This window comes from Alloscardovia theropitheci, assembly GCF_004332295.1.
GTDB classification, from domain to species: Bacteria; Actinomycetota; Actinomycetes; order Actinomycetales; family Bifidobacteriaceae; genus Alloscardovia; species Alloscardovia theropitheci.
This window is the reverse complement of sequence record NZ_RXLP01000008.1, coordinates 17,261-43,676: the sequence shown is the minus strand read 5'-3', so window position 1 is coordinate 43,676 and position 26,416 is coordinate 17,261. Positions and strand designations below refer to the sequence as shown.

Sequence of the window (26,416 nt, the reverse complement as noted above, 5' to 3'; positions counted from 1 at the left end):
GTACGATCCTTTTCAATCCTATTTAGCCTAGCCTGGCTACTCTTCGACCATCTCGTCGTCGAAGAGCTGGCTAAGCATATCCGCGCATGAAATGCCATTTTCAAGGACATTCTTCATAGCGGATGCCAATGGTGTAGAAACGCCATATTGCTCTCCTAAAGCCACTACAGCTGCAGTCGTTGGCACACCTTCTGCTACACCATTTGAAGCAGCTGTTGCCTCTTCAACGCTCATTCCTTTGCCAAGGTTTGCACCAAACGTATAGTTTCGACTCAATGGCGAACCGCATGTAGCAATCAAATCGCCTGCTCCAGCCAGACCGAAGAATGTCTCTGGCTTTGCCCCAAGCGCACGACCGAGTTCAGTAAGCTCCTTCAGACCTCGAGTTTCAATCATTGCAGCTGTATTCTCACCGTATCCAGCGCCTCGAGCCATTCCGACTGCGAGCGCGGTTACGTTCTTGAGAGAACCACACATTTCAATACCCACGACATCATCGCTAACAAAGGTCTTGAAATATGAATTGGTTGCTGCCTTCGCAACTTTTTCAGCAACTTGACGGTTAACGGATGCCGCTACTGCAGCAGCTGGCTGTCGAAGAGCAACCTCCTTCGAAAGATTTGGGCCAGAGACGGCTGCGAAACGTTCCATAGGAAGGTTCAGAGCTTCGGTCACAACCTCGTCCATGCGTTTATCTGTATTGCGCTCGATGCCCTTCATAAGAGAAACGACGATTGCATTAGAAGGAATGAATGATTTGAATTCCTCTAATGCTACACGCGCAAACTGCGCTGCGATAGCAACGACAATGATGTCGGCATCTTTAACAGCTACCTCACGATCGCCTGTTGCGCTCATATTGTCAGGCAATTTATCCACGATTGGTAGGCGCACAGGGTTTTTGTGTTCAGAATTAATCGCTTCCACAATTTCAGGCTCTTTAGCCCACATCGTGACATTATTTCCAGCATCCGCGAGTACTTGGCCGAACGCAGTGCCCCATGCTCCTGCTCCGAGAACTGTTATTTGTGCCATTATTTACTCCTTGCCATCCATGTCCACATCTTGAGCTTTTGTAATTTCTACATTCTCAACTGTCGAATTTTCAACTGCCGAATTCTCAGCCGAATTATCGATCTGGTCGAAGTTTTCTGATGCACCATCTACCGGATTACCAACCGCTGCATCCGCCGTCGTATCAACAACAGTAACCGTTACTTCGCCCTCTCGCGCTGAACCACTTATGCCCTCTTGAGACTTTTCATACACAGGACGTGGCTTTCGGCTCATCGTTCTGAAGTCCCAACGTCCTTCCGCTGGCATTTTTTCCCCACGAATCTCTTCCATAAGGACTTCCATGCGGCTCACTACGCGCTCAGTTAATTCCTCCACAGCCTTTTGTGGAGCGCCGTATTCCTCCCAATTTTCCATGCCTTCAAGCAAATCGGAATAATCGAGAGCAGTATCGTACGCCATGACGACGTTCTTTCGTGGCCATGGGAAGAAATGATTGATGCTTGCAGCACCCCATGTGACAGAGACGAATAATGGAACCTGTTTGCCAAGCTTACGCGAAGCTTCTAACGCTATGATTGCCATACCACTTTTCAAACTCATCGGCCACTTGAGTGGGTCACGAGTTACCGTTCCTTCTGGCCAAATAGTTAAAGGACGATTATCTTCAGTTAAGATACGGACCGACTCATGGATAATCGCATCAGCTTTACCACTTCGACGTGGCACTGGTTGCATACCCACGGTTTTAAACCACTCGCCGATAATAGGCCAGTTTGCCATCTCAGCCTTAGCCATATACCGCGGCCTACGCCCTTGATGGAAGAGTCCGCACATCGGAGCAAATACATCAAACTGGGTCACATGCGTAGCAGCCGTAATAAATACGCCATCTTCAGGCACATTCTCTAATCCCCACGAGTACGCCTTCATACGGCTATGCGCCACACCCGAAATCATGTCAAGCAAACGCTTAGCTTGGACAGGATTTTGAGCGTTGATTTCTTCTTCATTATTTCTGCGAGGGACACCAGTTGGCAAATATTTAAACGGGTCACTCAAATGATGTTTGTTCGCTAATTTTCGTACCTGAGCTGAGCTCAACGGCGGTACAGAATTTCCTGGACTTGGTTTTCCTCGAGATACCATAGGCTCTATTCTAAAGCGGGCGCTCTATTATCCAATACAAAACGCCTAGTTCATCACAGAATTTGTGCTTAACTAGGCGTTTTGTGTTACTTGTATCGGTATAGATGAATTATTGACGCATCATAATCGTCACGGTTCATCCCATCTTTTTAATCGAAGTCTGCTCCTAGAGCTGTCAATTTTCCGCGGAAATCTGCGTATCCACGATCAATCAAGGAAATTCCTCGAACATTAGACTCACCCGTTGCAGTAAGTGCTGCAATCAAATGAGAGAAGCCACCACGTAAATCTGGCACGTCAATATCACGACCGGTAAGTGGAGTCTGCCCAAAGATTACTGCCGAATGTTCAAAGTTATGCTGTTCAAATCGGCATGGAAGCGAGCCAAGGCACTCCTTGTATAGCTGGACCGTTGCCCCCATCTTAACGAGTGGTTCAGTAAACCCGAAACGGTTTTCATAAACAGTCTCGTGTACGATAGACAAGCCCTTAGCTTGGGTGAGTGCCACAACCAATGGCTGCTGCCAATCGGTCATGAATCCCGGATGAACGTCAGTCTCAATTGCAACAGGCTTCAAATCCCCACCTGGATGCCAGAAACGAATGCCCTCATCAGTGACGTTAAATTCGCCACCAATTTTGCGATACACATTCAAGAAGGTCATCATTTCAGGCTGTGTAGCACCCTTAACGAAAATGTCTCCTCGAGTAGCCAAAGCAGCTGCTGCCCAAGAAGCTGCCTCAATACGATCAGTCAACGCTGTATGAGTATAGCCCTTGAGCTCCTTGACACCTTCGATACGGATTGTGCGATCGACATCTACAGAGATGATTGCGCCCATCTTTTGCAAAATAGCAATCAAATCCATAATCTCTGGCTCAATTGCCGCTCCAGAAAGCTCAGTTTTACCCTCTGCTAGCACTGCTGCAAGAAGAGTTTGTTCTGTTGCACCAACGGATGGGTAAGGAAGGTGAATCTTTGTACCACGCAAACCGTTTGGTGCAGTAATATGAATACCGTCTTCATGCTCTTTGTCAACTTCAGCACCAAGCTTGCGTAACGTTTCTAAATGATAGTCAATTGGGCGATCCCCAATACGGCATCCCCCAAGCGAAGGAATAAACGCTTCGCCCAAACGATGCAAAAGTGGCCCAGAGAAAAGAATTGGGATTCGAGAAGAACCTGATAATGTTTCCACGTCAGATACGGCTGGCATCTCTACATGGCTTGCGTTAATCGTTACAACGCCGGTCTTACCATCAACGGTTGTATCAACTCCATGCAAGCGTAGCAAATCAGACACTACCTGAACGTCGCGTATTTCTGGGACGTTTTTAAGAACAGACGTATCCGGCGCTAATAGAGTCGCTACCATTGCCTTGGATACGAGATTTTTTGCACCTCGTACCTTAATTTCACCGCCAAGTGGTTTTCCGCCCACTACGTGTAAAACATCATCTTCACGTGTCATGTCAACGCTTTCTCTCAAGAGCTGTTTCGTCGTTCCCTATGAAGTATCTCACCACACTTTATATCTTCAATTGCGCGTGATACTTCGTAATTCGTTTGGTATGCAAGCACCCAAATGCCTGATTCCTTGTACCCAACGTTTTCTTTATAACGACAAATCTGAGCTCCTTGGCATTTCTACTTACTTCTAGTGTGTCATATCTATTGTGGTTGAGCTGTGAATATTCGCTAACCTTTTACCTCAGACATTGAACAGCCTGTGGTTATGCGCTTAGCCCATCACTCAGCACGTGATAAAGCGTAGGTATCGCGAATGTAGCGTGTAGGTATCGCGAAGTCATCGCGTAAGAAATTAGTGCGCGATGATTTCACGAACTTGTTCCCCAAGCTGAGCGTTCCACATAGCACCAGTAGCACTCATTACCGCTGTAGCGCCAAGCTGACGATAAAGCACATAATCTGCTGCAGATGTCACACCACCTACTGCTATAACACCACAATCCTTATCGTTCATTCCCAAACTTCGCTGCACGCGAATTACACGCTCCACCATATCCAGTCCAGCTTTCTTAATCGCTGCACCGCACACCCCTGAAGTTTCGCGGCCTACACCCGGCAAGGCTTGATTACCATTCTTATCAATCAGCTTTGCTGAAATAGTATTAATTGTGGCAAATCCTTGAACGCTCTGGCGCACAGCCGTATACCGCATCATCGTTTCAACACTTTGATCATCAGCCATATATGCGAGCTTAATGATGAGCGGGATATCGCCGATTTCATTTTTAACAGCTTCAGTAATCTTGCCTACAAGCTCCGGATTATGGCATAATAAACGGCCTTTGCCCTCATTTGGACAACTCGTATTCATTTCAAGAACTTTAGCTCCCGTCTCAACGACAAGACGAGCAGCGGTCACATGATCAGCAATGTACTCTTCTTCTGTCATATCTGCGGTACGAGATCCTTGGAAACTCGCCAGAAGTAGTTGGCCCTCTCCAGCTTGTTCAATCGCCTTCTTCATATCGGGCTGCCATACATCAGGGTCTTGGCTCGGAACTCCGAACGAATTTGAAATCGAGATATCGCTTGGCTCACCGAAATTCGTATCTGCAAGAAGGCCTTGAATCGTTTCTGGGGAATTTGCGGTCAAAGAACCATCAGCTGAAGTTGGATGAACGGAGAGCACATTCGGGAATGGATTGCACCCCCATGCGCGTGAGCGTACCGTCTTATAGGTAGCAATATCAAATCCTGCACGGAAAGCTGCTGTTGTGAAATGCTCATTAAGCAAAGGACCAGCCGGGATACCAAATGGAGTATTGACCTTTTGCCTGAAGAAATCGAAGGAACCCTGCGCCGTATTCTCTCCTGTATAACTTTTAGAACTTCTAGGCGTTTTATCCAGTCCGGCAAAATCACCGAAAGGCCCTCGCTCATAATTGTCTTCGTAGGTTAATTTAACATCGTAAAACTGCGTAGCACTCATGGTTTCTCCATAATTTTTTGCATGTTGTACCTGTTTGTATCTTACTTCCTGCTCCTCACAAAGCATTTTATAAAGAAGATGGTCAAGAACGTTTCCACGTTTTCGACCATCCTGCAAAAAATTCATTCGCACTCGATAGATTCCACGAATGATATGAGATGAGACAAGCTCTTACGGACCTTCTATCTACGCCTACTCGCGATTTTGGTCACTTGTCGCTCTCAGAAATACGATCGGAAAGTGGTCCAGCCCAATCCGTAATAACCACCTCGGGTGCTGATTGAACAACTTCCGATGGAGTTGTCAGCGCTGGAATCGTCTTTGGCTTGAATCGGAATTTCTCGGCACGCATTTTCTCATACGCCTCGATGTCATCTTCATGCTGAAGAGTGAGATCAATGTCGTCATAACCATTCATTAAACGCCAGCGTACGTAATCATCTACGTCAAATGGAAGCGTCACATCTGCACAAGTAACCGTTCGATTCTCGAGATTTACGGTTATAGCCGTTCCTGGTTCTTCTTCAAGAAGCTTCCAGAGCAGTTCGATAGATTCCATCGGCATGAGCGCAGCTAATACACCATTTTTTGCAGTATTGCCGTAGAAGATATCGGCAAATCGTGGAGCAATTACTACTCTAAAGCCATAATCATGCAGCGCCCACACAGCATGTTCACGCGAAGAACCAATTCCAAAATCAGGCCCTGCTACGAGGACGGATCCATTCTTGTATGCCTCTTGATTCAAAACGAACTCAGGATCACGTCGCCATGCGTAGAAGAGCGCATCTTCAAATCCTGAGCGAGTTACTCGTTTCAAGAAAACTGCTGGGATAATCTGATCAGTGTCGACACTTGAACGTCGCAGCGGGACTCCAGTTCCCGTAAATACAGTAAGTTTTTCCATTACTTTTCCTGCTTTTCCTTAGATATTCTGTTTGCTGTCTTACACTGTCTCGTTACTCAGCAATTGTTTCACGACGTGGTTCACAAAGTGGTTCAAGGTCACTTGGGGAGCTAATCGTTCCTCGAACAGCTGTAGCTGCTGCAACAAGTGGAGAAGCCAAATGCGTGCGGCTTCCCTTTCCCTGTCGTCCTTCAAAGTTCCTGTTCGATGTAGAAATCGCACGTTCATGAGCCACCATCTGGTCTTGGTTCATACCCAAGCACATTGAGCAGCCAGCATTTCTCCATTCAGCGCCAAAGTCGAGGAAGATTTTATCCAAGCCTTCCTTTTCTGCCTGGATACGTGCCCGTGATGATGCCGGAACGACAAGAACGCGATGCAAATTCTTCGCCTTATGACGTCCTTTCATAATGGAAGCAGCAGCTCGCAAATCCTCAATACGACCATTAGTACATGAGCCAATAAATACTGTGTCTACCGCGATGTCACGCATCGCTGTTCCCGCTTCAAGTCCCATATATTCGAGAGCAGATTCAGCTGCAGCTTTATCTGTCGGATCTGCAAAATCTTCAGGAGAAGGAACCTGCTCGTTCAGCGGAATTCCTTGCCCCGGATTCGTTCCCCACGTTACAAACGGAGATAGCTCATCAGCACGCAAGGTAATTTCCTTATCGAATACTGCATCATCATCGGTAACCAATGATTTCCAGTATTCGACTGCCTTATCCCACATTTCGCCTTGTGGAGCATGAGGACGTCCCTTGAGATACTCGTAGGTTATGTCATCAGGGGCGATCATTCCTGCTCGAGCACCACCCTCAATGGACATATTACAAATGGTCATACGCGCTTCCATAGAAAGCTTTCGGATAGCTTCACCGCGATATTCAAAGACATACCCTTGTCCGCCACCGATACCGATTTTAGCGATAATAGCCAAAATAATATCTTTTGCGGTAACATCCGGTGGAAGTTCACCTTCGACGTTAATTGCCATCGTCTTGAATGGCTTGAGACTCAAAGTCTGCGTGGCCATTACGTGCTCAACTTCGGAAGTACCAATACCGAAAGCCAAAGCACCGAACGCCCCATGCGTTGATGTGTGGGAGTCACCACACACAATCGTCATACCTGGCTGTGTCACGCCAAGTTGAGGACCCATTGCATGTACGATTCCCTGATCAGCATCACCGAGAGGGTGCAAACGTACACCAAACTCTTTGCAATTCGCCTCAAGAGTTGAAATCTGCTTTGCGCTCGTTTCATCTGGTGACACCTGATCAATATTGAACGTAGGAGTATTATGATCCTCCGTCGCCAATGTCAGCTCCGTGTGACGCAACTGTCGTCCCGCCAAGCGCAATCCTTCGAAAGCCTGTGGACTGGTAACTTCATGCATTAATTGCAAATCGATATAAATGAGGTCAGGAGCACCATCCTCGCCATGTCGAACGAGGTGATCTTCCCATACTTTTTCAGCCATAGTCTTACCCATACTTACTATTGTCGCGACACGAGAGCAAAGTTTGGGTTTGCATATCACATACTGAGATGACATAATTGGGTCATGACTACTGAGCAATTCGCCCTTTCCCCTAGTAATACAAGCCCTGCGGGTACTTCAGAAAAGCTAGAATTAATTAAATCTGGAGTTGGGGTTTTAGATAAGGCTGCTCTCATTTTGGACGCTTTAGAGAAGGGGCCATGCTCACTTTCGCAGTTGGTAAATAGCACGGGCTTAGCACGTCCAACTACACATCGTTTAGCGATCGCTTTGGAACGACACCGCTTTATCGCACGCGATCAACAAGGCCGCTTCACTATTGGAGCGCGTTTTGCTGAATTAGCAACCGCTGCAGGCGAAGATCGTTTGCTCACATCTGCCGAGCCAATTTTGCAAACTTTGCTCGAACGCACTGGCGAATCAGCACAAATTTATCGTCGTCAAGGCGATCAGCGTGTATGCATTGCTGCCGTGGAACGCACAAGTGGTTTGCGTGATTCCATTCCGGTAGGCGCTATGCTCTCCATGGAAGCAGGATCAGCAGCTCACATTCTTCTTGCATGGGAAGACACTGAGCATCTTCATCAAGGGTTGCGCCACGCACAGTTTTCTGCTCAGACGCTCAATACCGTGCGCCGTCGCGGATGGAGTGAATCAATTAATGAGCGCGAAAAAGGTGTTTGCTCAGTTTCTGCACCTATTCGTAATTCTGCAGGTCACGTCATCGCAGCAATTTCGATATCCGGCCCTGTCGATCGTATGGGCATCTCACCAGGACGTCACTATGCGCCACTCGTCATGAAAGCTGGCAAATATCTCAGCGACGCCATTTCGCGTGTGTAGAAGATAGTTTTAGTCGAATAACATCAACGCGTATTAGTCATTCATTAATACGCGTATCCCAAGAATATAACCACTTCACCGTTTTCTGGATAGAGCACATGATAAAAAGGCGTATTTACGTCTATATTATTCATGGAAAGCGTATCAAGAAGTCGTTGATACGCTCGCGGAGTTTCATCTTCAAAATCGTGATTAACGGTTGTCAAAATTAAATTATTAATTTCGATATATGAGGAAAATTCAGCACCCGGAATATCAATATAATTCTCTTCAACTGGCATGAAAAATTCGACATCCATATCTAACTTTTCGCCACTTGGAACGTTATTTAAACTGTAAAAGAGTGGCCCTACCGCATGTGCTCCCTTAGCAGCAATCGTTTGCGTAAAATTTTGTAGTTCCGATTCAAAATACTCGCCTGGAAAAGTTGAACGATAGCGAATAACATTTCTTACTTCAAAAACTTCAGCACCTGAAACGCCTTCTGCAGCTTTGTATGACATGTTTACCACTCACTTTCTTGAGTACTATATACATCAACCAGTAACTGATCATCGTCAAAATATAGAACGTGATAAACGCTAAGCTGGCTTAAATCGGTTTGAGAATATTTATCGCGAAGAGACTCATAGTATTCGTTAAGTTCTTCAGGAGTAAGGACAGCGAAATCATCCGTGCGTATGACGATTTTGCGTGAGAAAAGGAAATCGCTTGTATTCACGCCATTCGTACCAATTTTATTGCCAAATGTTGTGAAAATTTTCAATGCGTTATGAGTTTCATCACTAAACGGTTTCCACACAAAGTAAACAGGACCGTCTGAGTAAACGGTATCAATCATTTTTGCAATGAAATTTTGAGTCTGTTCAAAAATTTCTTCGCATAATTCTTCCGGTTTCGACCGTCCATTGTAATCATGTGTAAACCCAATAGCTTGTATGATACTTAAGGTTTTCGACTCGGTATGCATAAGTTTTCCTCACAAGTTATTATTGATTTTCTTCATTTACGAATGACTTTACTCATCACCATCAGCGAATACATACGGATGTTTCCTTACCCAGATAGCACCGTAAATTGCGTCTACAACTACAACTGGGAAAATACCTGCGAAAAGTGCCGTGAACAGAATCCACATAATGTGCTGAATACCCGCGCTTATCAACGACATAACCATTGGCGCAATAGCTACAACGAAAAACACCATACCAAAGCTGAGAAATGCAGAGGAATCCTGCTCACGTAACTTCTCCAACCAATGCACATGCTTATCTTGGTGCACATAAAAATACGCGTACACGCATCCCATCACCACCGCAAAAACACTCCACCACAGCATAAACGGGACAGTTCGCGAAGAATCTAAGATTGCCTCATCACCCTCGCTAAAAGTAGCAATACAGCCAATCATCATAAACGCTAAAATACACGTAACCCACATCAAACTAAAAAGTATAAGACACAAGGATTGCGCTTGCTCGACAAATGGGCGGATAAAAGACAGAAACAAACATACGCATGAATAAATAAAGAACCCTAAACAGATTTGCGAGTAAATTGGCACCCAATCTAATAGCACAATACATATCGCACTGTATATGCCCCATAGAATTGCACCTAACCATGAAAGCCTTAAAACGTCAGGAGTCATATATCCACTTAAGAGAGGGAAGAAAAACCTCTCCTCTATTACTTCTTCATCATGATTAGCTTGTAGATTACTTGACTTATTTTTATTTTTACTCATTAGAAGTGGAACATTCCTTTCAAACCCGATTTCACTACTCCTGTCAAAGACTGCCCACCAAATTTCTGATTCATTAATATGCTGGCTCCAATTCCTACAGCATATCCTGCTATAGTTCCAGCGGGTGGCAGGATTAAACTCCCTGCTGCCGCTCCTATTGCGCCCGCAGCAGCGCCCGATCCAACATCAACAGCAGTATCTACGACAAAGTTTTTGGTTTTTTCAGCTGTGCTTGACTTAGTATCATCTATAAAATCAGACTTAATATTACTAACCGCACTCAAAACAGTACCCGCAGCACCCAGGGCTTTACCACTCTTAGTTAACCAACTCGCATTCTTATACCCCTTAAAATCACTAGCAATATTAAGACCATCCTTAAACCCACGTTTCGCCGCCTTGCCTACTTCCGACCAGTCCATCTTTCCAGCAGCAGTACGTGCGTAACGAATAGTAGTAAAATCTACATCCGTCCGCTTCTTAAACTCCTCAGCATACTTACGACCAATCTTCGAATACCTACTCCTATTCTTCTCATACATCTTATGGTTACCCATCATCACATCATGATCCAAACGACCCTTCTTACCCACACGATGAGACACAACACTAAACCTTTTACCTTTAAGCTCTTTATAAACCTTCGCACCCTTGTACAACTTAATACCACGAGAACCAAACGAACGCACACCCTTAGTAAGCCCAGCAAAACCAGCAATACCAGCCAAAGCAGTCGGAACAGCACCCTGAAGCCGAGCATTACACGCACTATCCGCCCGATTATACTCATTAACAATTTGAGCCGCACGACTCTTACAATCATTCAACTCAGTTTGGGCTTGAGCTTTCAATTTTTGCGCACGCTCAATAACTGTCCTACTACTCTCACGATGAGCCTCATCACTATCATTTCGAGCTTCCGTAATAGCAAGATTTTGCAGATCAATCGTCTCCTTCGCCTGCTTCGCCTTTTCTAACTCACCCGCAATCTTGCCTTGACAATCAGCAACCGTGCTACCCCACGAATCCAACGTAGTCTTCACACGATCAGACTCATCCTTCACACTCTCAGCAAGACGAGAAACCTCACCCTTCTTAGCACTAAAAGCCTGATAAAACTGACCATTCAACTTCACATACGTACCCGACGTCGAACGCAAAGCCTGAACCGTAGTGAGTAAAGTCGACGACGCGCGCGAAAACTCAGCTGCAAGCTGTGCAATTTCCTCCGGTTTACCAGGAGTAGGGTCATTTGCAACCCCTAAAATTGACCAGTCATCATTCGCGCTATACGAAGCCATAACAAAAACCTAACCTATCTCTAACCTATTTTCTATTTTTCCGAACCAGCAGAACGCCCCAACACATCATCTAAATTCGTCGTCTCCACACCCGCAGCATCAATCAACTTCACACACGCCTCAATACCCAGGGCAAGCTTCTTTTGAGCCGCAACCATACCCGTATCAATACTGTCCATACACGATTTCGTAAGCTTGCCACCCACACAACCAGTCACCTGATGAGTATACGGCTGCGCACTCCCACTAGCCATAGTTAAAGAACTCTTCAACTCACCCAACGATTGCTCACAAACAACAAAATCACCCATAACCACCACCCTAACCACCAAAACAGACAAACGAACGATACTCAGTTCTATAGCACAAGTAATTATCTCCTGAGGTTTGCTCGATTTTACCGACAAATTTACAACATCATCTCATTACTAGAAAGATAAGCACTATGCCAACGCAAAACACTGCGTTTCGTATTATTACTATTCTGATTGTTGGATAAGAGTAGGTTTGCGTGAGCTATTAGCATGATTATAAAAAATCTTCTCTAGACCACTTTGATATGTCGAATGAATTCCAAACTTAAAGCCCTGTTCGTACACATTTCCTATGAGATCTGAATACTTGATTTTGAATTCTAAAAAATCATTAATTTTTTCTTTATCGTTCAAATCTACAGAGATTTTATATGTAACTTCATCTCCCGGGAAAGCATAATACTGACTTAGATATTCATTAATATAATACTGCCACTTAAATTCCTGTTTATTTTTAAAATATACTAGCTTATTTTCATTCGAAGAGTATGGTGATAGCTGTATATTTGTTGCACTTTCTTTTCCTATATTTATGAGACCTATCTCTAAAATTAAGCTATTTTTGTCTCTTCTAATTCTATTATCTTTGAGCACAATATTGAAATACGGAATAATTGATGCCCGAGTTTGCTGTCTCGATAGCAAATTTTGAATTAATAAATATTTTTGTCTATTATCTTCTTTGAATAAATCAAAATCCTTCTTCCATTTTTGATTCTCTTTATTAATTTTTTCAGTTTGTTCTAATCGTTTATCATTACGATGATCTCGTATAACTGTATATATTGAAGTAGCAATAGAAATTATTATTGACAGGATTGCAGTTATATTGCTTAAAAAGACGTTCATCATTTCCTTCAATCTTTATTACTTATATTTGTTTACCTATTATCTTGAAAGATTATCAATCTACTTGCAGCATTACTCGAACGAGCAGAGACCACATACGACCAAGTAAATCGATTATTGGTGCAATAGTAACAGCCATTGTATGTAACGGGACACGTCACTTTCCCAGAAATAGCTATCGTACTTGAATAGTATATAACTACCATTTTCACGATTATTCATAACTTATTCTGGTCTTAAGCAGCTTTTCAACATATAATAATGAATTAAAAATTTTAAGAAATGCTTCTTTGCTTATTTCTTTCTCCCAGCGTCCATGATTAATCATATGCCTGTTGGGATTATCTATTGTAAAGTTTTTCGTATCTGCATAAAATTGTCCTAGCCAAATCATTAACCCATAATCGCTTATGGAAAGATTGATGATTTGAGAATTCAATATAGAAATTGTCTTATATCCAACAATCACCTTACGGTTACCATGTCTTGATGCATCGTAAGTTTTTTCGGCAATTCTATTCAAAGCGCCGTCAATGATAATAGTTGCAAGTGTATAAGCAGCATAATAATTCTGAGACCGATAGCTTTGAATCATTGAATCGATAAGTATCTCTGGAATAAATTCACTTTGTTTCAATTCCTTTATAACTTCAGCACGTTCAATATCCTCCGTCAACAATCTAATCCAATGGCTTTGTACAGATTCTATTTTCTTCGAGCCGATATTATAGGTCCATTCACTATCGTTGTAATATAAGACCCAACCATTCTCTGCCAAATTCTTAATGATTATTTTCTCACGTATCGCATTCTCATATTGAGCGAATTTCTTAATTTGTTCTGATAATTCTTTTAGGACAGATTCTTGGTAGCTAACTAGGAAAACGTTAAGCTCCTTACTTATTGAATCAAAGGCTTCAAAATTAAGGTTGTTGAACGCTAATTTAGACAAGAAATTTGGAGTGGGAATAACTGGTTTAATATTTTCCGTAATATTATTAAGTATCGTACTATCAAAATTTATTTTTGCTCTCTCTCCCAACATCTCTAAAGCATTTGATAGTGGTTTAATATCTATTGAATTTGATACAGAAGCAAAGGCCCTGCCTATGGATTCAGTTATACATGTAAGCCGTTCATAATCTATTGCATTTCTATCTACCTTTAATAGCTCATCAGAATTGCCAAGGATTTCCTTTGAATACTCATTTTTTTTCATTTACATTCTTATCTTCTTCATAAGTCATATATCCTATATTACTCTTTAAGTCTTTCACTTTTATATGTTCCTATTCACCCCCCCCTATTTTAAACTGTTCCCCGTTTTTTGGAGGTTGGGAATAGGAGACCTCCGTGAACGTAGATAGTAAGAGTGTGAGAGGGCAGGCTTTCAGCTTGTTTGCTCAAGGATATGGGTATAAATATGTTGCTCGCGTGCTTGATATGAGTGTTTATAGTGCGAAAGAATACTATTACACATATCGATCACAAGGCAGTCAGGCAGAGCATAATATGAGCAAGCAGCAGACATATTCGCTAGAGACTAAGCTTCAAGCAGTCCTTGCAGTTATCGACAATGAGGAGAGTAAAGCCAGCGTGTTAGAGCGTTTACATATACGCTCAATGACGAGTCTTAAATCATGGATTCGAGCATATAAACAGCACGGTGTTGCTGGTTTAGAGCCACGCGCAGCCGGCAGACCCCAGGGTAGTAAGAGTCAGGCAACAGATACGAGTGAGCATGACGAGCTTATAGCACGTATCGAGTATTTGGAAGCGGAGAACGCGTATTTAAAAAAATTACAGGCTCTGAAAGCCAGCAGGTAACTCCTAGGATGAAAACACTCGCTATCCAATCGCTTTCAGAGCGCTACCCAGTCTCTCTTCTGCTCCAGGTAGCAGGGCTTGCTTCTTCAACGTATTACTACGATAAGAGTCACGAAAAGAAAATGCCTCGCCCTGAGCTCTATGATACTATCCGAGCTATTTACTCGCGTACGGCTAATGGTATGGGACACCGGCAGATAGCCATGTGTCTGAGACACGAATACGAGATCAGGATTGCGAATAAGACTGTATTAAAAATTATGAAGCTTTTAGGCTTGTACTGTCAGATTCGCTCCCGTAATAAGAATAAGAAGTATAGCTCGTATAAGGGTATCGTGGGTAATACCGCACCTAATATTATTAACCGTGATTTTCATGCCGAGCGGCCTTGGGCTAAGCTGGGAACTGATGTCACCGAGTTTAAACACGCGTGGGGTAAAGCATACCTGGCTCCGGTCTATGATTTTGCAAGTAAAGAAATAATCGCGTGGGATATTAGCATGAGTCCTAATCTTGATCAGCCAAAACGACTGCTCAACCAACTCATCAAGCGCATGCCCGAAGGAACATACCCGGTGCTACATAGCGATATGGGATGGCAATACCAACACCAGTATTGGGTCACAACACTACACGAGCATGGTATTCGTCAGTCTATGAGTCGTAAAGGCATGTGTACGGATAACGCTGCTACCGAGCAAGTATTCGGACATCTTAAAGACGAATTCTTCACGGGACAGTCATGGGATTGTTTTGAAGACTTCGCTACAGACCTCAACAACTATATTCACTACTGGAACACTAAACGCCGGCAAGTACAACTTAACGGTTTAACCCCCAGTAGAATACAAAACACAGGTACTCACAGCCTGACACAAATAAACAACCTCCCAAAAAAGGGAGACAGTTTATTTAGCATAAAAATCATTATTATAATAAACCCCAATCAAACTGTTACTTGACTAAACTAGATTAGGAATACTAAAACTCAGGGATAGCAACCCCAATATAACGTTATACCATATCTACCATGTAACCTCGCACAATCATCGGTGTCATAATCTCTAGGAATAAAACTGCACGAATATGATTTCCAACACAAACTAATCTTAAATCGCAATATCAGTTTCTTCGCATCACTTATATCGCCAATTCTTTTCTATATCCATAACAGTTCGTCATTACCATGTTGTGATATCGATAGATATTTTCTAAAGGAACTTTTTGTGTCAGTTGTACACTCGACCAAGTAATCACAAACCCAACACTCATTGTGCTTAGCAACAAACTTATATACCACAAATCACAAATTACTAACGCCTGAACTATACTTAATATAAGAATGAGTAGCATCGCTCGTTTTTATCCATTGCCCAATATCATTTGTGCACGGCGATTCGATAAATTGCGTTCTAGTCTAGAAAATGACTTGTCCTCTTCGATTCATATAACCGCTTGCCACCGTTATCTCAATTTCCAGATTTCACTTATATCGGTATGCAACTGAAAGTTTGTTCAATTATCATTCCAGTTATACGTTTTTCACTGTTATAAAATAAAAACAGCATTGTCAAAAGCATGTACCTACCATAGGCAAGCAATTCAAGGAGCGAATATGGCGAAGAAGCGGATTACTTTACCTAAAAATTTCGACGAACTCATCGAATCAGGTGACGTTGAAGCTCTCAAAGCAGTCTATGATAAATGTGAACTCACAGTCCATAGTGGTAGATACAGCTTGAGAACGGCTTTGCATTACAGTAATGTTCCCGATGAACTTGTTACATGGCTTGTAGAACAGGGATTGGATGTGAATATACCTGATTATTATGGTTGTTCACCGTTATATACTCAGGCTACGTTCGGGAAAGATACGGTTAAGCTACTCTATGAGCTCGGTGCAGATATCCAATTCGCTAATAAATCCGGTAATACACCACTTCATGCTGCAGCTGAGTATTTTCGAGTTGAAACAGTCCGTTTCCTCATTGAAAAAGGCGCGAATGTTCATGCACAGAATCAACGAGGACAAACTCCTTTATCGCTTGCTCTCATATCGTGCCGAGGCCAGCACATTATCCCTACGGTCAAAATTGCTAACATGCTAATTTCTGCAGGTGCTACCGTTACGCCTGCTATGTCAGAAAGAGTTTCGACAATTGGAAAGGAATTTGAATTCTACAAAGATGGTTTTAACAAAGCTAATTTACCACAAACAGAAGAAGCTCTGACAGAACTCTACGATATTTTCGGCGTACAGCCTGTTGCACACCGTGTCATTCATGATGGAGTTTCACCTATCGTAATACAAAAAGATTCTTGGCAGCATCAATACAACGACTTGTGGGATTTGCTCGTTCCTTCACAGGGAGTAGCACAGACAGTCCAGGGAGAAGTCATTCGTATCGCAGGTAGAATTCATGATGAGATTACACGAAATGGTGGAGCAAATTGGGATCGAAATTATAGAGATATGCTTAATTCACTTCCCCATCATTTCGCTACTGGTACCCCGCTTTCCAAAGAACAGTTGGAAGAGACGAAAAACGTTGCTTCGCACATCCTTGCTCATGGTGAGGTTGACTTTACTGCAGCAGATCGCTTATGCGAGCTTGCAGTCAGTTGGGTTGTCTTGAACCCGAATCCGTATCCACTAGAATCGGTAAATTATCGTAGATAAGGATCTAAGCGAGAATACGAGTAAGTGTTCTCGCTTCACCGCTCTATCAATTTTTTGATACGGAAAGTAACTTCTCTACAAACGTCACATATCAACACTCATGTTTAGAGTTCGCTATTTTGCTTCCATTGTTTTCTTGAAGAACTCGGACATATTTTCGGCCAAAATTCGGTCCATACAAACACGTACTGCGCATCATCACGAATAAATATAAATACACTAAAAGCAAACGCCTGCAGTAAAACTACAGGCGTTAATATTTGATTTTGCATTGATTAGCTAAGAAATAGATTGACCTCGCATCTGTATCTCATGCCGAAGATTATTAACAATATCTTCCACCGAGATCTTTTTCATTTCGTCTTCCATAGATTTTTGGACAGCCACAAGACTGCCATCAAGAGCCGCATGAATATTCCCACCAACCACACAATCAGGATGAGGGTTGTCATGGAAATGAAAAAGCCCGGTCTTATCTACTGTGTCCGTAGCCGCGTAGACGTCATAGAACGTTACCTCTGTGAGAGGTTTGGCTAGTCTAAAGCCTCCGCTTCCCCTGCGCGCATCAACAACACCAGCTTCTTTCAATTTAGAAAGAACTGTTCGTATGATAACGGGGTTAACCTGAGTACTTCTCGCTAGCACAGCACTCGTAACGCGCATCTTATCTTGGAACAAATCTATGAATGCCAAAGCATGAATTGCTACCGTAAATCTACTTGTAATTTGCATACCGTTCGTGCATTATTCGCTTACAACGCTGATTCGCTCGTTGATGTTGTTACCCTTTTCAATTTCGTCAACCACAGCAATAGCATAGTCAGCATAAGAAATAACGCTTTCCCCCTTGCTATTGAGAACCAATTCATCGCCACCGAGAATATATTCTCCAGTGCGTTCACCCTCAGCGCGGAAATCTCCAGCAGGGCTTACATACGTCCACTTTACATTATTGAACTTACGAAGCTCTTCGAGAGCTTTCCCGTGACCATTTACCACTGGTAAAGCTTCCTCTGGGAAAGGCGTCACATCGACAACAGTCTTAGTATGCTCTGGGTCTACAAAAAGACTTCCAGCTCCACCCACTACAAGGAGGCGAGTATCACTATCTGAAAGGATTTCCGCCATATGCACTGTTGCTTCTGGAATGAGGTTAATTGCATCAGGAGTCCAATTACCATATGCATCCACTACTGCATCAAAACCCTTGAGATCTTCACTTGTCAAATCAAAGAGATCTTTTGCAATAGAATGAGGTGCTACTGTCTTATTCTCACTTCTTACAATTGCAGTAACATCCATACCACGATTTACTGCTTCTTCAACGATAAGCTTTCCTGACTTTCCGTTTGCTGCTACTACTGCTACCTTCATTATGATATCCCCTTTGTCAGTTTGTAATAACTTTTATTACAACTTCCAACAACTATACACGATTTTTTCTACTTGTCAATTATTTTATGACAACTTAAATTTCGAATCAGTAAGACCTGTATTTCCAACGCTATTAAGCATATCTTTCATCGAAATTCTGCTACGAGCTATAAAGTTTTTCAATAATATGACAGTACACCCGTATCCACATTGATGAGATAACGAAAATAGACTACCTACGTATCTAACTTGATTCAAAAATATCGAGCTCATATCGTGTGTTCACTTGATTCTTTATCTATCACAGCGATAGCACCACTGATTAAACCCTGACGTGATATCCATAAACCGAGCAACCCTCCTACCAATAGAAGCAGCCGTTAACTCATCAGAAAACACTAAACAAAAAAACAGCAAATAAGAAGCCACTCCGTCAGTCACAAAGCAATCACTTCCGCGTAACAGAACAAAACCCAACTTTACATAAACACGCAAACCAACATAGGTATAGTCCAAACATGATTAAAGAAATAAGAATACCAATTCCGGGTATGCTTTTATCTAAATCTGTTTGTACATAGGGATTAATACTCACACATGTACCGAGTAGCAAAAAACGATACTCATCACTGCATTAAAGAATAATGTTTTACCCTCACCCCTTTACTCGTAAACGGTGTATGAGCACTATCAAGATAATATAAATCTTCCAGTAAAACAGCATCAAGAATATATGACAAATCAGAACGCTAATACGAACCCTTAAACTCAAACACATTATAATCCACATCAGAAGTGGTAATATCCGGCATCGGTTCACTGCGTATATCCTCACGCGTAGCCTAATCCCACTTCCTTTGGAAAACTCCACTTCTTTCTTAGCCCCCATCACACAACTTCGAATAGCTTTCACTGCTCACTTGCATCCAGGTACTACCAGCAATCTGCATAGTTGATTTCACAGCCAACAACTTGAGATTCTTACTCTTATAATTATCACGAACCAACCTTTAAAATTCTGATTGTCCTTCACGCTGCCCTTAACAGCAATATCGGTTTTCATAGTATGAAAACCGGTGTGATGCTTAACAATAACCGAACGATATAAATCCGTAGAAAAATAGACATCGAACTATCAACAGTAAGTTCTGCTTTTCACGATGTGTAGCTATTTAGTTACTCTTCGTCGCCTTTACCATACCCACCACACATAGAACGACGTCAAAAACCAAACAGAATGCTGTTACCCACTCATATCCACGATAAACTTCTCGCGAGCCCGATAAGGCTTCAATCGATGCCAGATCCATGATAAAAGATACCACTGCAAAACCAGATACAACTAAACCTGCAATACTACCAATAATCTGATTCCCAGCTATCACCAAACTCAAAAAATACGACACCAACGTGGACGCCAAAAGCATTATCCCCACGATGCGCAATAACTCACGACGATTACCCAAAGCACGTGCTAAATTCCCAGAAAGTACAATACATAACCCGGATATACACACAATAGAAATCACAATAGGCAAAGTCTCAGGACGATCATGAACACCCCACGCAAAGAGATATCCGAAAACACCAACCCATATAATCTCACAAATACGAGAGACGGCATATCCCCAAACTGAATACATATGTTCAACCAAGAATAAGAAGCAAAAAGCAACGATAGCAACAAAAACCGGCACAATCATCATTGCTTTTATCGCATCATTCTTGTCAGGAATATTATTAAAATCAACAAAAAAATACGATCTAAAGAACGAAATAGTCAGAAGAGCAAGATATACCAATGCTTTAATCTTCACACCACGAGAAGAAAATGCGACCTCACCTTGATTGCGAACTTTAAACAATGGCTCAGGCAATAATTGATCCATCAAAACAGATAAATCACTTCTTTTCCACGAATCACCAAGCTCAAGCTCCTGACGATCTTTCGCCCAAGGATTTCTCTCATACCAACCCTCACTCTTAGTCATACTCATCAATCCCCTCCTATTATGCGCACTTACACATATTAATTTTAGATACTTTTTCGACTATCTGATAGCTAGTTCCTTCGCTCTTGCAACGTTACATACCTAAGTCGTTCAAATTGCTGAGTTTAAAGTATTTTTATGAATCGAGAGTTTTAAAATTACTCTTCCTTTTATAAATTTGTTTGAAATTAACGCGGAATATTCGAACTTGAAATATCACTTGATGTCTTCCCAGTTGCTTTTACCAAGCCGACTACACACAGCACAACATCGAAGACCAAGCAAAAAGCAAATGCCCATTCATAACGACTATGCACATTACCATAATCAGCTATCACCTTTGCAACACGGCTATCCATATAAAATGAAAGAATCGCAAACACAGCTAGGAACAATCCAGCAAAAACAGAGAAAACAGGAACATCAACAGCTAATCTACTCAGAAAATAAGCAACACTAATCGAAACTCCTAAAACACCCACCGTCCTAGTAAGCAAACCAACCTTACTTCCAGTGAGTCTATCAATAAACAATACACATAACACAGAAACAGTAAACACAACAATAACCAGCGGCAATGTTGAAGGACGAGATGTCACACCACTAGCAGCAAGATACCCAACTGTAGCAAGAAAAGCCAACTCACAGAAACGCGAAAAAATAAACGCTATCACGGTATAGTGTCCATTCAGCCACATCGGCAAAGCAAACCACACAGGTATAAGAATGATAAAGATAAAAGAAATCATCTTCTGACTATCCGTCTGCTGGGATACATCAAAATCAACAAAGAAATACGACACTACAAACGCAAGAGCTAGCCATACCAAATACCCAAGAGCCTTAAGTTTCACGCCTTTTACAGAAAATACCTTCTTCTCATTATTCTTCACTAAAAACAACGGTGCAGGAAGGAAACTTTTCATAATCAACGAAAGATTATCAACATAACTAACATCAAACGTATCATAATCTAAAGAAGCACGATCCTTCGCCCAAGGATTTCTCTCATACCAACCCTCACTCTTAGCCATTTTTACCACTCTCCTGTAATGAGCTCACCGATTTTCTTTGGACCATCAACAAACTTGTCGTATATCTCTCCAAATACGTTGCTTGACGTTGATTTAACTAATTCAACAGACGTACTAATACCTGACTCCCTGGCACTCTTATCACCTGTCAAATCATTTACCATGCCATGAATACCTTTACCTAACTCATTAGCATGTTCCACAGCACCTTTGATAAATTCAGAGCGCCCCACAAACTTACTTTTACCCACAAAGCCAGTTAGCGTATCCACTTCAGTCTTCATATACCACGGATTGATGAGATTTGCACCATATCCTTTAAGATTATTTTTAATATAATTACCCCATGTAGCCGTATGCTTCACTGTTTGCGAAGCACCCTCTGTACCAACAATAAATACACTTGAAGCCTTATCAAAACGTCCCAACAGCGCTTGCCCCATCTTCACTGGAGATCCGCTAGATCTCACAGCTTTTAGTCCTGTTTCAAACTCTGATGCAGCACCTTTCATACCAACTACTGAAAGTCCCAGTGCAACTGCACTAAATAAAACATCCCAACCGTCTTTATCACCAACTTGATATCCAACTGCGGTATCTACAAAAGAAATCAAACTCGTTGCAAGAAGGATCCCAGCAATGATAAGACCACCACCGCCAAGACATATTGCAGCAATACCAGCCACAAATCCAACAACTTCAGCAACCTTAACGATCCCTCTCCACACATCCGAGTAATACCATTTTTCAAAAAATCCTGTTTTTAAATCACCCGTATTTTGTGCATCACGAATCTGAGTCGCAACATTTTGTGCTGCCTCGTCATATGAGTCATGATAAGAATTAATTCGTCGCTTTGCGTCATCTAAATCATTACGAGCTGAGCTTAGCTGTGCCTTAAACATATCTAATTGCGATTGAGCACTACTCAAAGCCGAAGATGCCTGCGACTGCTTATCGTGGGCACTTTTATCAGACGGCGGTAGACTTTTAGCAACCTGTACATCATGTTTAGCTCGATTTAGCGTAGCATTCGCAGACACCATCTCATTTCCCAAGTTTTTCATACGTCTCTTTGCTTCAAGCGCTTCATCCAACGCATTATTAGCAAGCGGCTGATATTGGCTCACAGTATCAGCCATCGTATTAAGCTGAGTCTTTACTTTCTCAAAACTGTCAGCTACCTTAGTAACTTTTGTATCAAAATCTTTATATTCCTTCTTAAATTCTTCAGCACCTTTACCAGTCCAAATTGCACCATCAGAAGCACTGCCATTAACCTTTTTTAGTAGTCCAGCAAGCTCAATAAGACTATTTGCATTAGTAGCAAATTTAGCAGAAAGCGTTGCAATTGACTCACTATCTCCAGGAACCTGATCCTTAGAGTAGCCAACTTCATTCCATTCAGAAATATCGTGACGTGACATGTTCAGTCCTCCGTTTCTTCCGATACGTGAAGTGTTGATACTATTAATTCAAATAGTTCCATGAGTGGCGTAATTTCTCCAACATTCGGTGTCATAAAATTAACCGCAAAAACGCATGTGTTCAGCGGGAAGACTGATCTCATCACAACCATTTCGAGATCACTAATCGTCCGCTCCTCATCCAAAAATTGGTATGAAATACTTCTAATTCCCTTACCAACATTAGGATGATTTATAATCGCTATATCAGGCAGCCGGAGAGAATTTTCATCTGGACGACTATATGCATCATACAAAGTATCTAATACCGTATCGTCTGGATCTACAACTGGTAACGGCATAATTTGAACCTGCATAAGTAAGATAATCGCGTTATCCTCTGCCTGTTCAAAATAACTAGCAACATGATTGATGCCTACCGACTTCGCATGAGAAAGCTGCTCTTGCCAAAAATTACGAAGTTGAGCTCGCTTACGTTCTAAACTTGGAATAGCTTTAATAATATTATCTGTGCTCTTGCGAGCTACCTTACTAATATTTTTCTCAGTAAGAGAAAACTCATTCCATTGTGGTGGAATCATTAACGTGTACTGGACACTCTTCATACTTATTCTTCCGAACCTGATCCTTGGAGAGAACTTGCCATTTCAGTATATGCTTTATCCGTATTATCAAGAGCGTTATCAATTGCGGTAGCCATACCTCAACACCCTTTGTAATGTTTTTCTTGTGAAGTTTAACGCCGTCCAAAAAATCTGACAATGCTTTCTCCACATCAGGATGTTCTATTTTTCCTGCGCTAATATCGATATCTGTCATATCTGAAAGATTTTGTTTAGCAGATTGAATATCGGTTTTCAATTTTCTCAATTCGGCATCATTAACAACAAAATCGCTCATAAATCTTCCCTAGAACATGACAGCTTTTATATAGCTAAAACTTTATAAGTTAACCTGTACATCTTTACAACGATGCACCTATAAAAACCAACTATCCTGACAGATCCACCTTGAATTTTAGATATCACACTAAATACTTATCATATAATCTGGCTTCATCATCATCAAATCATATACCTATTTGTGGCGATTGTGATTCCATTGATAGCTCGGCTTTGTATTGAGAATCTATACCCGAATTATTCTTGAAGCTTCATAGATTATGAATATTCCTATCACCATGCGTTCATGTTAGGAAATCAGTTCTACTCATGCGTTGACCGTGGATTGGATAATCTTATAGCCAGTAAGATGCTGATAGCTAGCTCTAACATATGAGTTCCGTGACATGATGCTACAGGCACATCTACGGAACTCATAATAGCGCACAGAATAACTGATAACGCAACGTCTAAACAGGTACAGTTACCCAAGCCTTCGAGAAGCTTATATTTAGCATGCCTTTGTCAGTACAGCCACCGTCTCCACATGATGGGTCATTGGATAAATATCATGCGCATGAATAAAGCTCAAAGCATACCCATTCTCACGAAATACCGCTATATCTCGAGCCAAAGATGCAGGATCACATGATACATAAACAACTACAGGCGCTTTAGCTCGAACAATTTGCTCAACAACTTTCTTTCCTGCTCCAGCACGAGGAGGATCAAGCACAACCACATCAGGTTTTGCAAGTTCTGGGAAATTATTCTTCACGTGGCGTAGAGATTGTAAGACATCACCAGCAACTTCAGTTACGTTCGAAATATTATTTCGTTTTGCATTCTTCATTGCGGAAGAAACAGCTTGCTCAGCCCCCTCGATTGCAAGCACCTGCCCGCGCGGAACGAAACGTGAAGCAAGCGGCATAGTAAAAAGTCCAGATCCAGAATACAAATCCCAGATAGTTCCGTTCTCAGACAGCACACCATTTTTAACAGCGAAATCTTGCACTTGCTTCACGACATCGCGTACGAGTACCTGTGGAGCCATACGATGCATTTGCCAGAATCCCGATGCAAGAACACTGTATTCATATGCTTTTCCATCGGCGAGGACAACGCGTTCGCGTACATACTCATGCCCTTCAGCAAGTTCGCGGTTAACAATCATTGCCCAGTTTCCACTCTCAAGTACCGGGCTTTGACCTTCACGGGGTTCTGGAGCCGTGATACGAATATGTGCTCCTGGCTCAAAACGACGGGTAAATAATCCTAATTCATCAGCTACGGCAAGTACTTGTTCGCTTGCCAATGGCATTTCCTTAACACGCACACGATCGTGCGATTCACGACGTCGCATCGAAACATATCCCAAATCGTCAGCGATAAACTCTACGCGTGTACGCCAATGAAGCCCCTGAGCGCCCTCATCTTCAGGTACTCTCAGCACTGGCACACTTGGGTCTTCAACCTTGCCAATTCGCTTAAGCTGTTCTTCAATGCTCATTCGTTTCCATAGAAGTTGCCCTTCAAGAGACACATGGGTCAGATCAGCACCGCCTACTCCGCCTCCCCATGCAAGAGGTCCAGCCAGTAACCAGCTAGGCTCGACACGATACGGGCTTTCTTCGTAAACTTTAGTTACTTCTGCTGTCCAAAAACGATCTCGGCGATTATGAGGCTCATCGATACGCACTCGAACTTTTTCACCTGGTAAAGCAAATCTTACAAAAACTACTCGCCCATCAATATGTGCCACGCATCGACCTTGATCAGCAAATCTTTCTATCGTCACGTCCGCTTCAAGACGTCCATCTCCTACTGATTCGAGTTGCGAAAAGGAATCGCTTATCTGTGCATTATCAACCATTTTCTTCCCCTTCGCGGAAAAATTTACCTTAGTCATTATCTATTGTATGCAGTTTGTAGTTGCGTATGCTTAATTTTACTTCTCACTCATGTCACGGTTTGTAAGAAGTTTCTTACGCTGCGGAGCAATAATCAACCATGATACTAGAAGCATGAGCGCAAAGAGCGGTACACCGGTGATAATTCGAGTCACACCCAGTGCTCCCACATTGTGCGTAAGATACAGTGGAATTTCAGCAATTAGTCGTATACTAAATCCCACAATCCAGACCCACGTTGCATACATGTACGGTTTAAAAAGCTCATGCATAGCGTTATCGTTCGTAAATTGTTCAAGCATCCAGCCAATACCCGGCTTAAGAATGATTATGGAAACGAGTAAAACAATGACAGCTGCGATGTTAATAAAAATTCCCGGTGTATAAAAATCGCGTGCAGAATTAAAAAGTAATGCGAAAACTACGGAGATAGCTGTGACAACGATTCCTGACAATGCCCCCATTAAAGTCTGTCGTTGAATTAATCGAGCTACGATGATGGCGACGATAATCACACCCACTAAAGTCAACGACACACCAAGATTCGCGCTTATTGTATATGCAACTATAAAAACGAGCACAGGAATAACAGCTTCGAAGATTCCTCGCCATCCCCCGATACTATCCCAAACTGAAAATTCTTCTGTAGAATCGGCGAGGGATTTAATACCAGTATTATGCTGCTTTTGAACCATAAAAATCAA

24 protein-coding genes and 2 pseudogenes are annotated in these 26,416 nt (G+C 42.3%); 4 read left to right on the top strand and 22 right to left on the bottom strand.

What is annotated here, in order from left to right; all coding sequences use genetic code 11:
* Positions 1–36: 36 nt before the first annotated feature.
* The 6 genes and pseudogenes from EJ419_RS02230 to leuC all read right to left on the bottom strand — a co-directional run bounded on the left by EJ419_RS02230 (position 37) and on the right by leuC (position 7,525).
* Positions 37–1,035, bottom strand: a complete 999-nt coding sequence (locus EJ419_RS02230; protein ID WP_131283301.1) for an NAD(P)H-dependent glycerol-3-phosphate dehydrogenase — start codon at positions 1,033–1,035, stop codon at positions 37–39.
* A gap of 246 nt (positions 1,036–1,281) precedes the next feature.
* Positions 1,282–2,163 (bottom strand): annotated as a pseudogene (locus tag EJ419_RS02225) (lysophospholipid acyltransferase family protein); the annotation flags it as partial.
* 149 nt (positions 2,164–2,312) lie between these two features.
* Positions 2,313–3,635 (bottom strand): UDP-N-acetylglucosamine 1-carboxyvinyltransferase, encoded by a 1,323-nt coding sequence (gene murA / locus EJ419_RS02220; protein WP_131283300.1) that lies wholly within the window; start codon positions 3,633–3,635, stop codon positions 2,313–2,315.
* A 351-nt stretch (positions 3,636–3,986) separates the two neighbouring features.
* Positions 3,987–5,123 (bottom strand): tRNA-dihydrouridine synthase, encoded by a 1,137-nt coding sequence (locus EJ419_RS02215; protein ID WP_131283299.1) that lies wholly within the window; start codon positions 5,121–5,123, stop codon positions 3,987–3,989.
* A gap of 208 nt (positions 5,124–5,331) precedes the next feature.
* Complete coding sequence (gene leuD, locus EJ419_RS02210; RefSeq protein WP_131283298.1) at positions 5,332–6,030, bottom strand: 3-isopropylmalate dehydratase small subunit; 699 nt, start codon at positions 6,028–6,030, stop codon at positions 5,332–5,334.
* A 52-nt stretch (positions 6,031–6,082) separates the two neighbouring features.
* Positions 6,083–7,525, bottom strand: coding sequence for a 3-isopropylmalate dehydratase large subunit (leuC, locus tag EJ419_RS02205; RefSeq protein WP_131283297.1), 1,443 nt, complete (start codon positions 7,523–7,525; stop codon positions 6,083–6,085).
* A 72-nt stretch (positions 7,526–7,597) separates the two neighbouring features.
* On the opposite strand from leuC, the gene EJ419_RS02200 reads away from it, so the two are divergent.
* A complete protein-coding gene (locus tag EJ419_RS02200) occupies positions 7,598–8,377 on the top strand; it encodes an IclR family transcriptional regulator (RefSeq protein ID WP_131283296.1) in 780 nt (259 codons plus the stop codon).
* Between the two features lie 44 nt (positions 8,378–8,421).
* Here EJ419_RS02200 and EJ419_RS02195 read toward each other — a convergent pair whose 3' ends face one another.
* From EJ419_RS02195 to EJ419_RS02165, 7 genes are all read right to left on the bottom strand, one after another.
* Entirely contained in the window at positions 8,422–8,880 is a 459-nt protein-coding gene (locus EJ419_RS02195) for a DUF5085 family protein (RefSeq protein ID WP_131283295.1), read from the bottom strand.
* Positions 8,881–8,882: 2 nt separating this feature from the next.
* Positions 8,883–9,347, bottom strand: a complete 465-nt coding sequence (locus EJ419_RS02190) for a hypothetical protein (protein WP_131283294.1) — start codon at positions 9,345–9,347, stop codon at positions 8,883–8,885.
* Between the two features lie 48 nt (positions 9,348–9,395).
* Complete coding sequence (locus EJ419_RS02185; RefSeq protein ID WP_131283293.1) at positions 9,396–9,791, bottom strand: hypothetical protein; 396 nt, start codon at positions 9,789–9,791, stop codon at positions 9,396–9,398.
* A 332-nt stretch (positions 9,792–10,123) separates the two neighbouring features.
* The gene (locus EJ419_RS02180) at positions 10,124–11,425 is read right to left on the bottom strand and encodes a hypothetical protein (protein ID WP_131283292.1); all 1,302 of its coding nucleotides are present in this window, start codon (positions 11,423–11,425) and stop codon (positions 10,124–10,126) included.
* A 32-nt stretch (positions 11,426–11,457) separates the two neighbouring features.
* Entirely contained in the window at positions 11,458–11,736 is a 279-nt protein-coding gene (locus tag EJ419_RS02175; protein ID WP_131283291.1) for a hypothetical protein, read from the bottom strand.
* A gap of 168 nt (positions 11,737–11,904) precedes the next feature.
* Complete coding sequence (locus EJ419_RS02170; protein WP_131283290.1) at positions 11,905–12,591, bottom strand: hypothetical protein; 687 nt, start codon at positions 12,589–12,591, stop codon at positions 11,905–11,907.
* A gap of 211 nt (positions 12,592–12,802) precedes the next feature.
* Positions 12,803–13,807: a hypothetical protein gene (locus EJ419_RS02165; RefSeq protein ID WP_131283289.1), complete on the bottom strand. Its 1,005-nt coding sequence runs from the start codon at positions 13,805–13,807 to the stop codon at positions 12,803–12,805.
* 134 nt (positions 13,808–13,941) lie between these two features.
* Between EJ419_RS02165 and EJ419_RS02160 the strand changes: the two genes are divergently transcribed.
* The 3 genes and pseudogenes from EJ419_RS02160 (at position 13,942) to EJ419_RS02150 (ending at position 17,095) form a co-directional block, all read left to right on the top strand.
* A complete protein-coding gene (locus EJ419_RS02160; RefSeq protein WP_131283288.1) occupies positions 13,942–14,415 on the top strand; it encodes a helix-turn-helix domain-containing protein in 474 nt (157 codons plus the stop codon).
* An 8-nt stretch (positions 14,416–14,423) separates the two neighbouring features.
* A pseudogene (locus tag EJ419_RS02155) lies at positions 14,424–15,269 on the top strand (IS3 family transposase); the annotation flags it as partial.
* Between the two features lie 761 nt (positions 15,270–16,030).
* Positions 16,031–17,095, top strand: coding sequence for an ankyrin repeat domain-containing protein (locus EJ419_RS02150; protein ID WP_131283286.1), 1,065 nt, complete (start codon positions 16,031–16,033; stop codon positions 17,093–17,095).
* Positions 17,096–17,374: 279 nt separating this feature from the next.
* Here the strand turns inward: EJ419_RS02150 and EJ419_RS02145 are convergent, their stop codons facing one another.
* From EJ419_RS02145 to EJ419_RS02105, 9 genes are all read right to left on the bottom strand, one after another.
* A complete protein-coding gene (locus EJ419_RS02145) occupies positions 17,375–17,827 on the bottom strand; it encodes an Rrf2 family transcriptional regulator (protein ID WP_131283285.1) in 453 nt (150 codons plus the stop codon).
* A 12-nt stretch (positions 17,828–17,839) separates the two neighbouring features.
* Positions 17,840–18,469, bottom strand: coding sequence for an NAD(P)-dependent oxidoreductase (locus EJ419_RS02140; RefSeq protein WP_131283284.1), 630 nt, complete (start codon positions 18,467–18,469; stop codon positions 17,840–17,842).
* Between the two features lie 1,172 nt (positions 18,470–19,641).
* Positions 19,642–20,460, bottom strand: a complete 819-nt coding sequence (locus tag EJ419_RS02135; RefSeq protein ID WP_165496200.1) for a Bax inhibitor-1/YccA family protein — start codon at positions 20,458–20,460, stop codon at positions 19,642–19,644.
* Positions 20,461–20,648: 188 nt separating this feature from the next.
* Positions 20,649–21,494 (bottom strand): hypothetical protein, encoded by an 846-nt coding sequence (locus tag EJ419_RS02130; protein WP_131283282.1) that lies wholly within the window; start codon positions 21,492–21,494, stop codon positions 20,649–20,651.
* 2 nt (positions 21,495–21,496) lie between these two features.
* The gene (locus EJ419_RS02125; RefSeq protein ID WP_131283281.1) at positions 21,497–22,921 is read right to left on the bottom strand and encodes a WXG100 family type VII secretion target; all 1,425 of its coding nucleotides are present in this window, start codon (positions 22,919–22,921) and stop codon (positions 21,497–21,499) included.
* A 2-nt stretch (positions 22,922–22,923) separates the two neighbouring features.
* Entirely contained in the window at positions 22,924–23,526 is a 603-nt protein-coding gene (locus tag EJ419_RS02120; RefSeq protein ID WP_131283280.1) for a hypothetical protein, read from the bottom strand.
* Entirely contained in the window at positions 23,480–23,821 is a 342-nt protein-coding gene (locus EJ419_RS02115; protein WP_131283279.1) for a hypothetical protein, read from the bottom strand. The genes EJ419_RS02120 and EJ419_RS02115 overlap by 47 nt, the downstream gene beginning before the upstream one ends.
* Before the next feature lie 492 nt (positions 23,822–24,313).
* Positions 24,314–25,675, bottom strand: coding sequence for a class I SAM-dependent RNA methyltransferase (locus EJ419_RS02110; protein ID WP_131283278.1), 1,362 nt, complete (start codon positions 25,673–25,675; stop codon positions 24,314–24,316).
* Between the two features lie 75 nt (positions 25,676–25,750).
* Positions 25,751–26,407: a DUF3159 domain-containing protein gene (locus EJ419_RS02105; RefSeq protein ID WP_131283277.1), complete on the bottom strand. Its 657-nt coding sequence runs from the start codon at positions 26,405–26,407 to the stop codon at positions 25,751–25,753.
* Between the last annotated feature and the right edge of the window lie 9 nt (positions 26,408–26,416).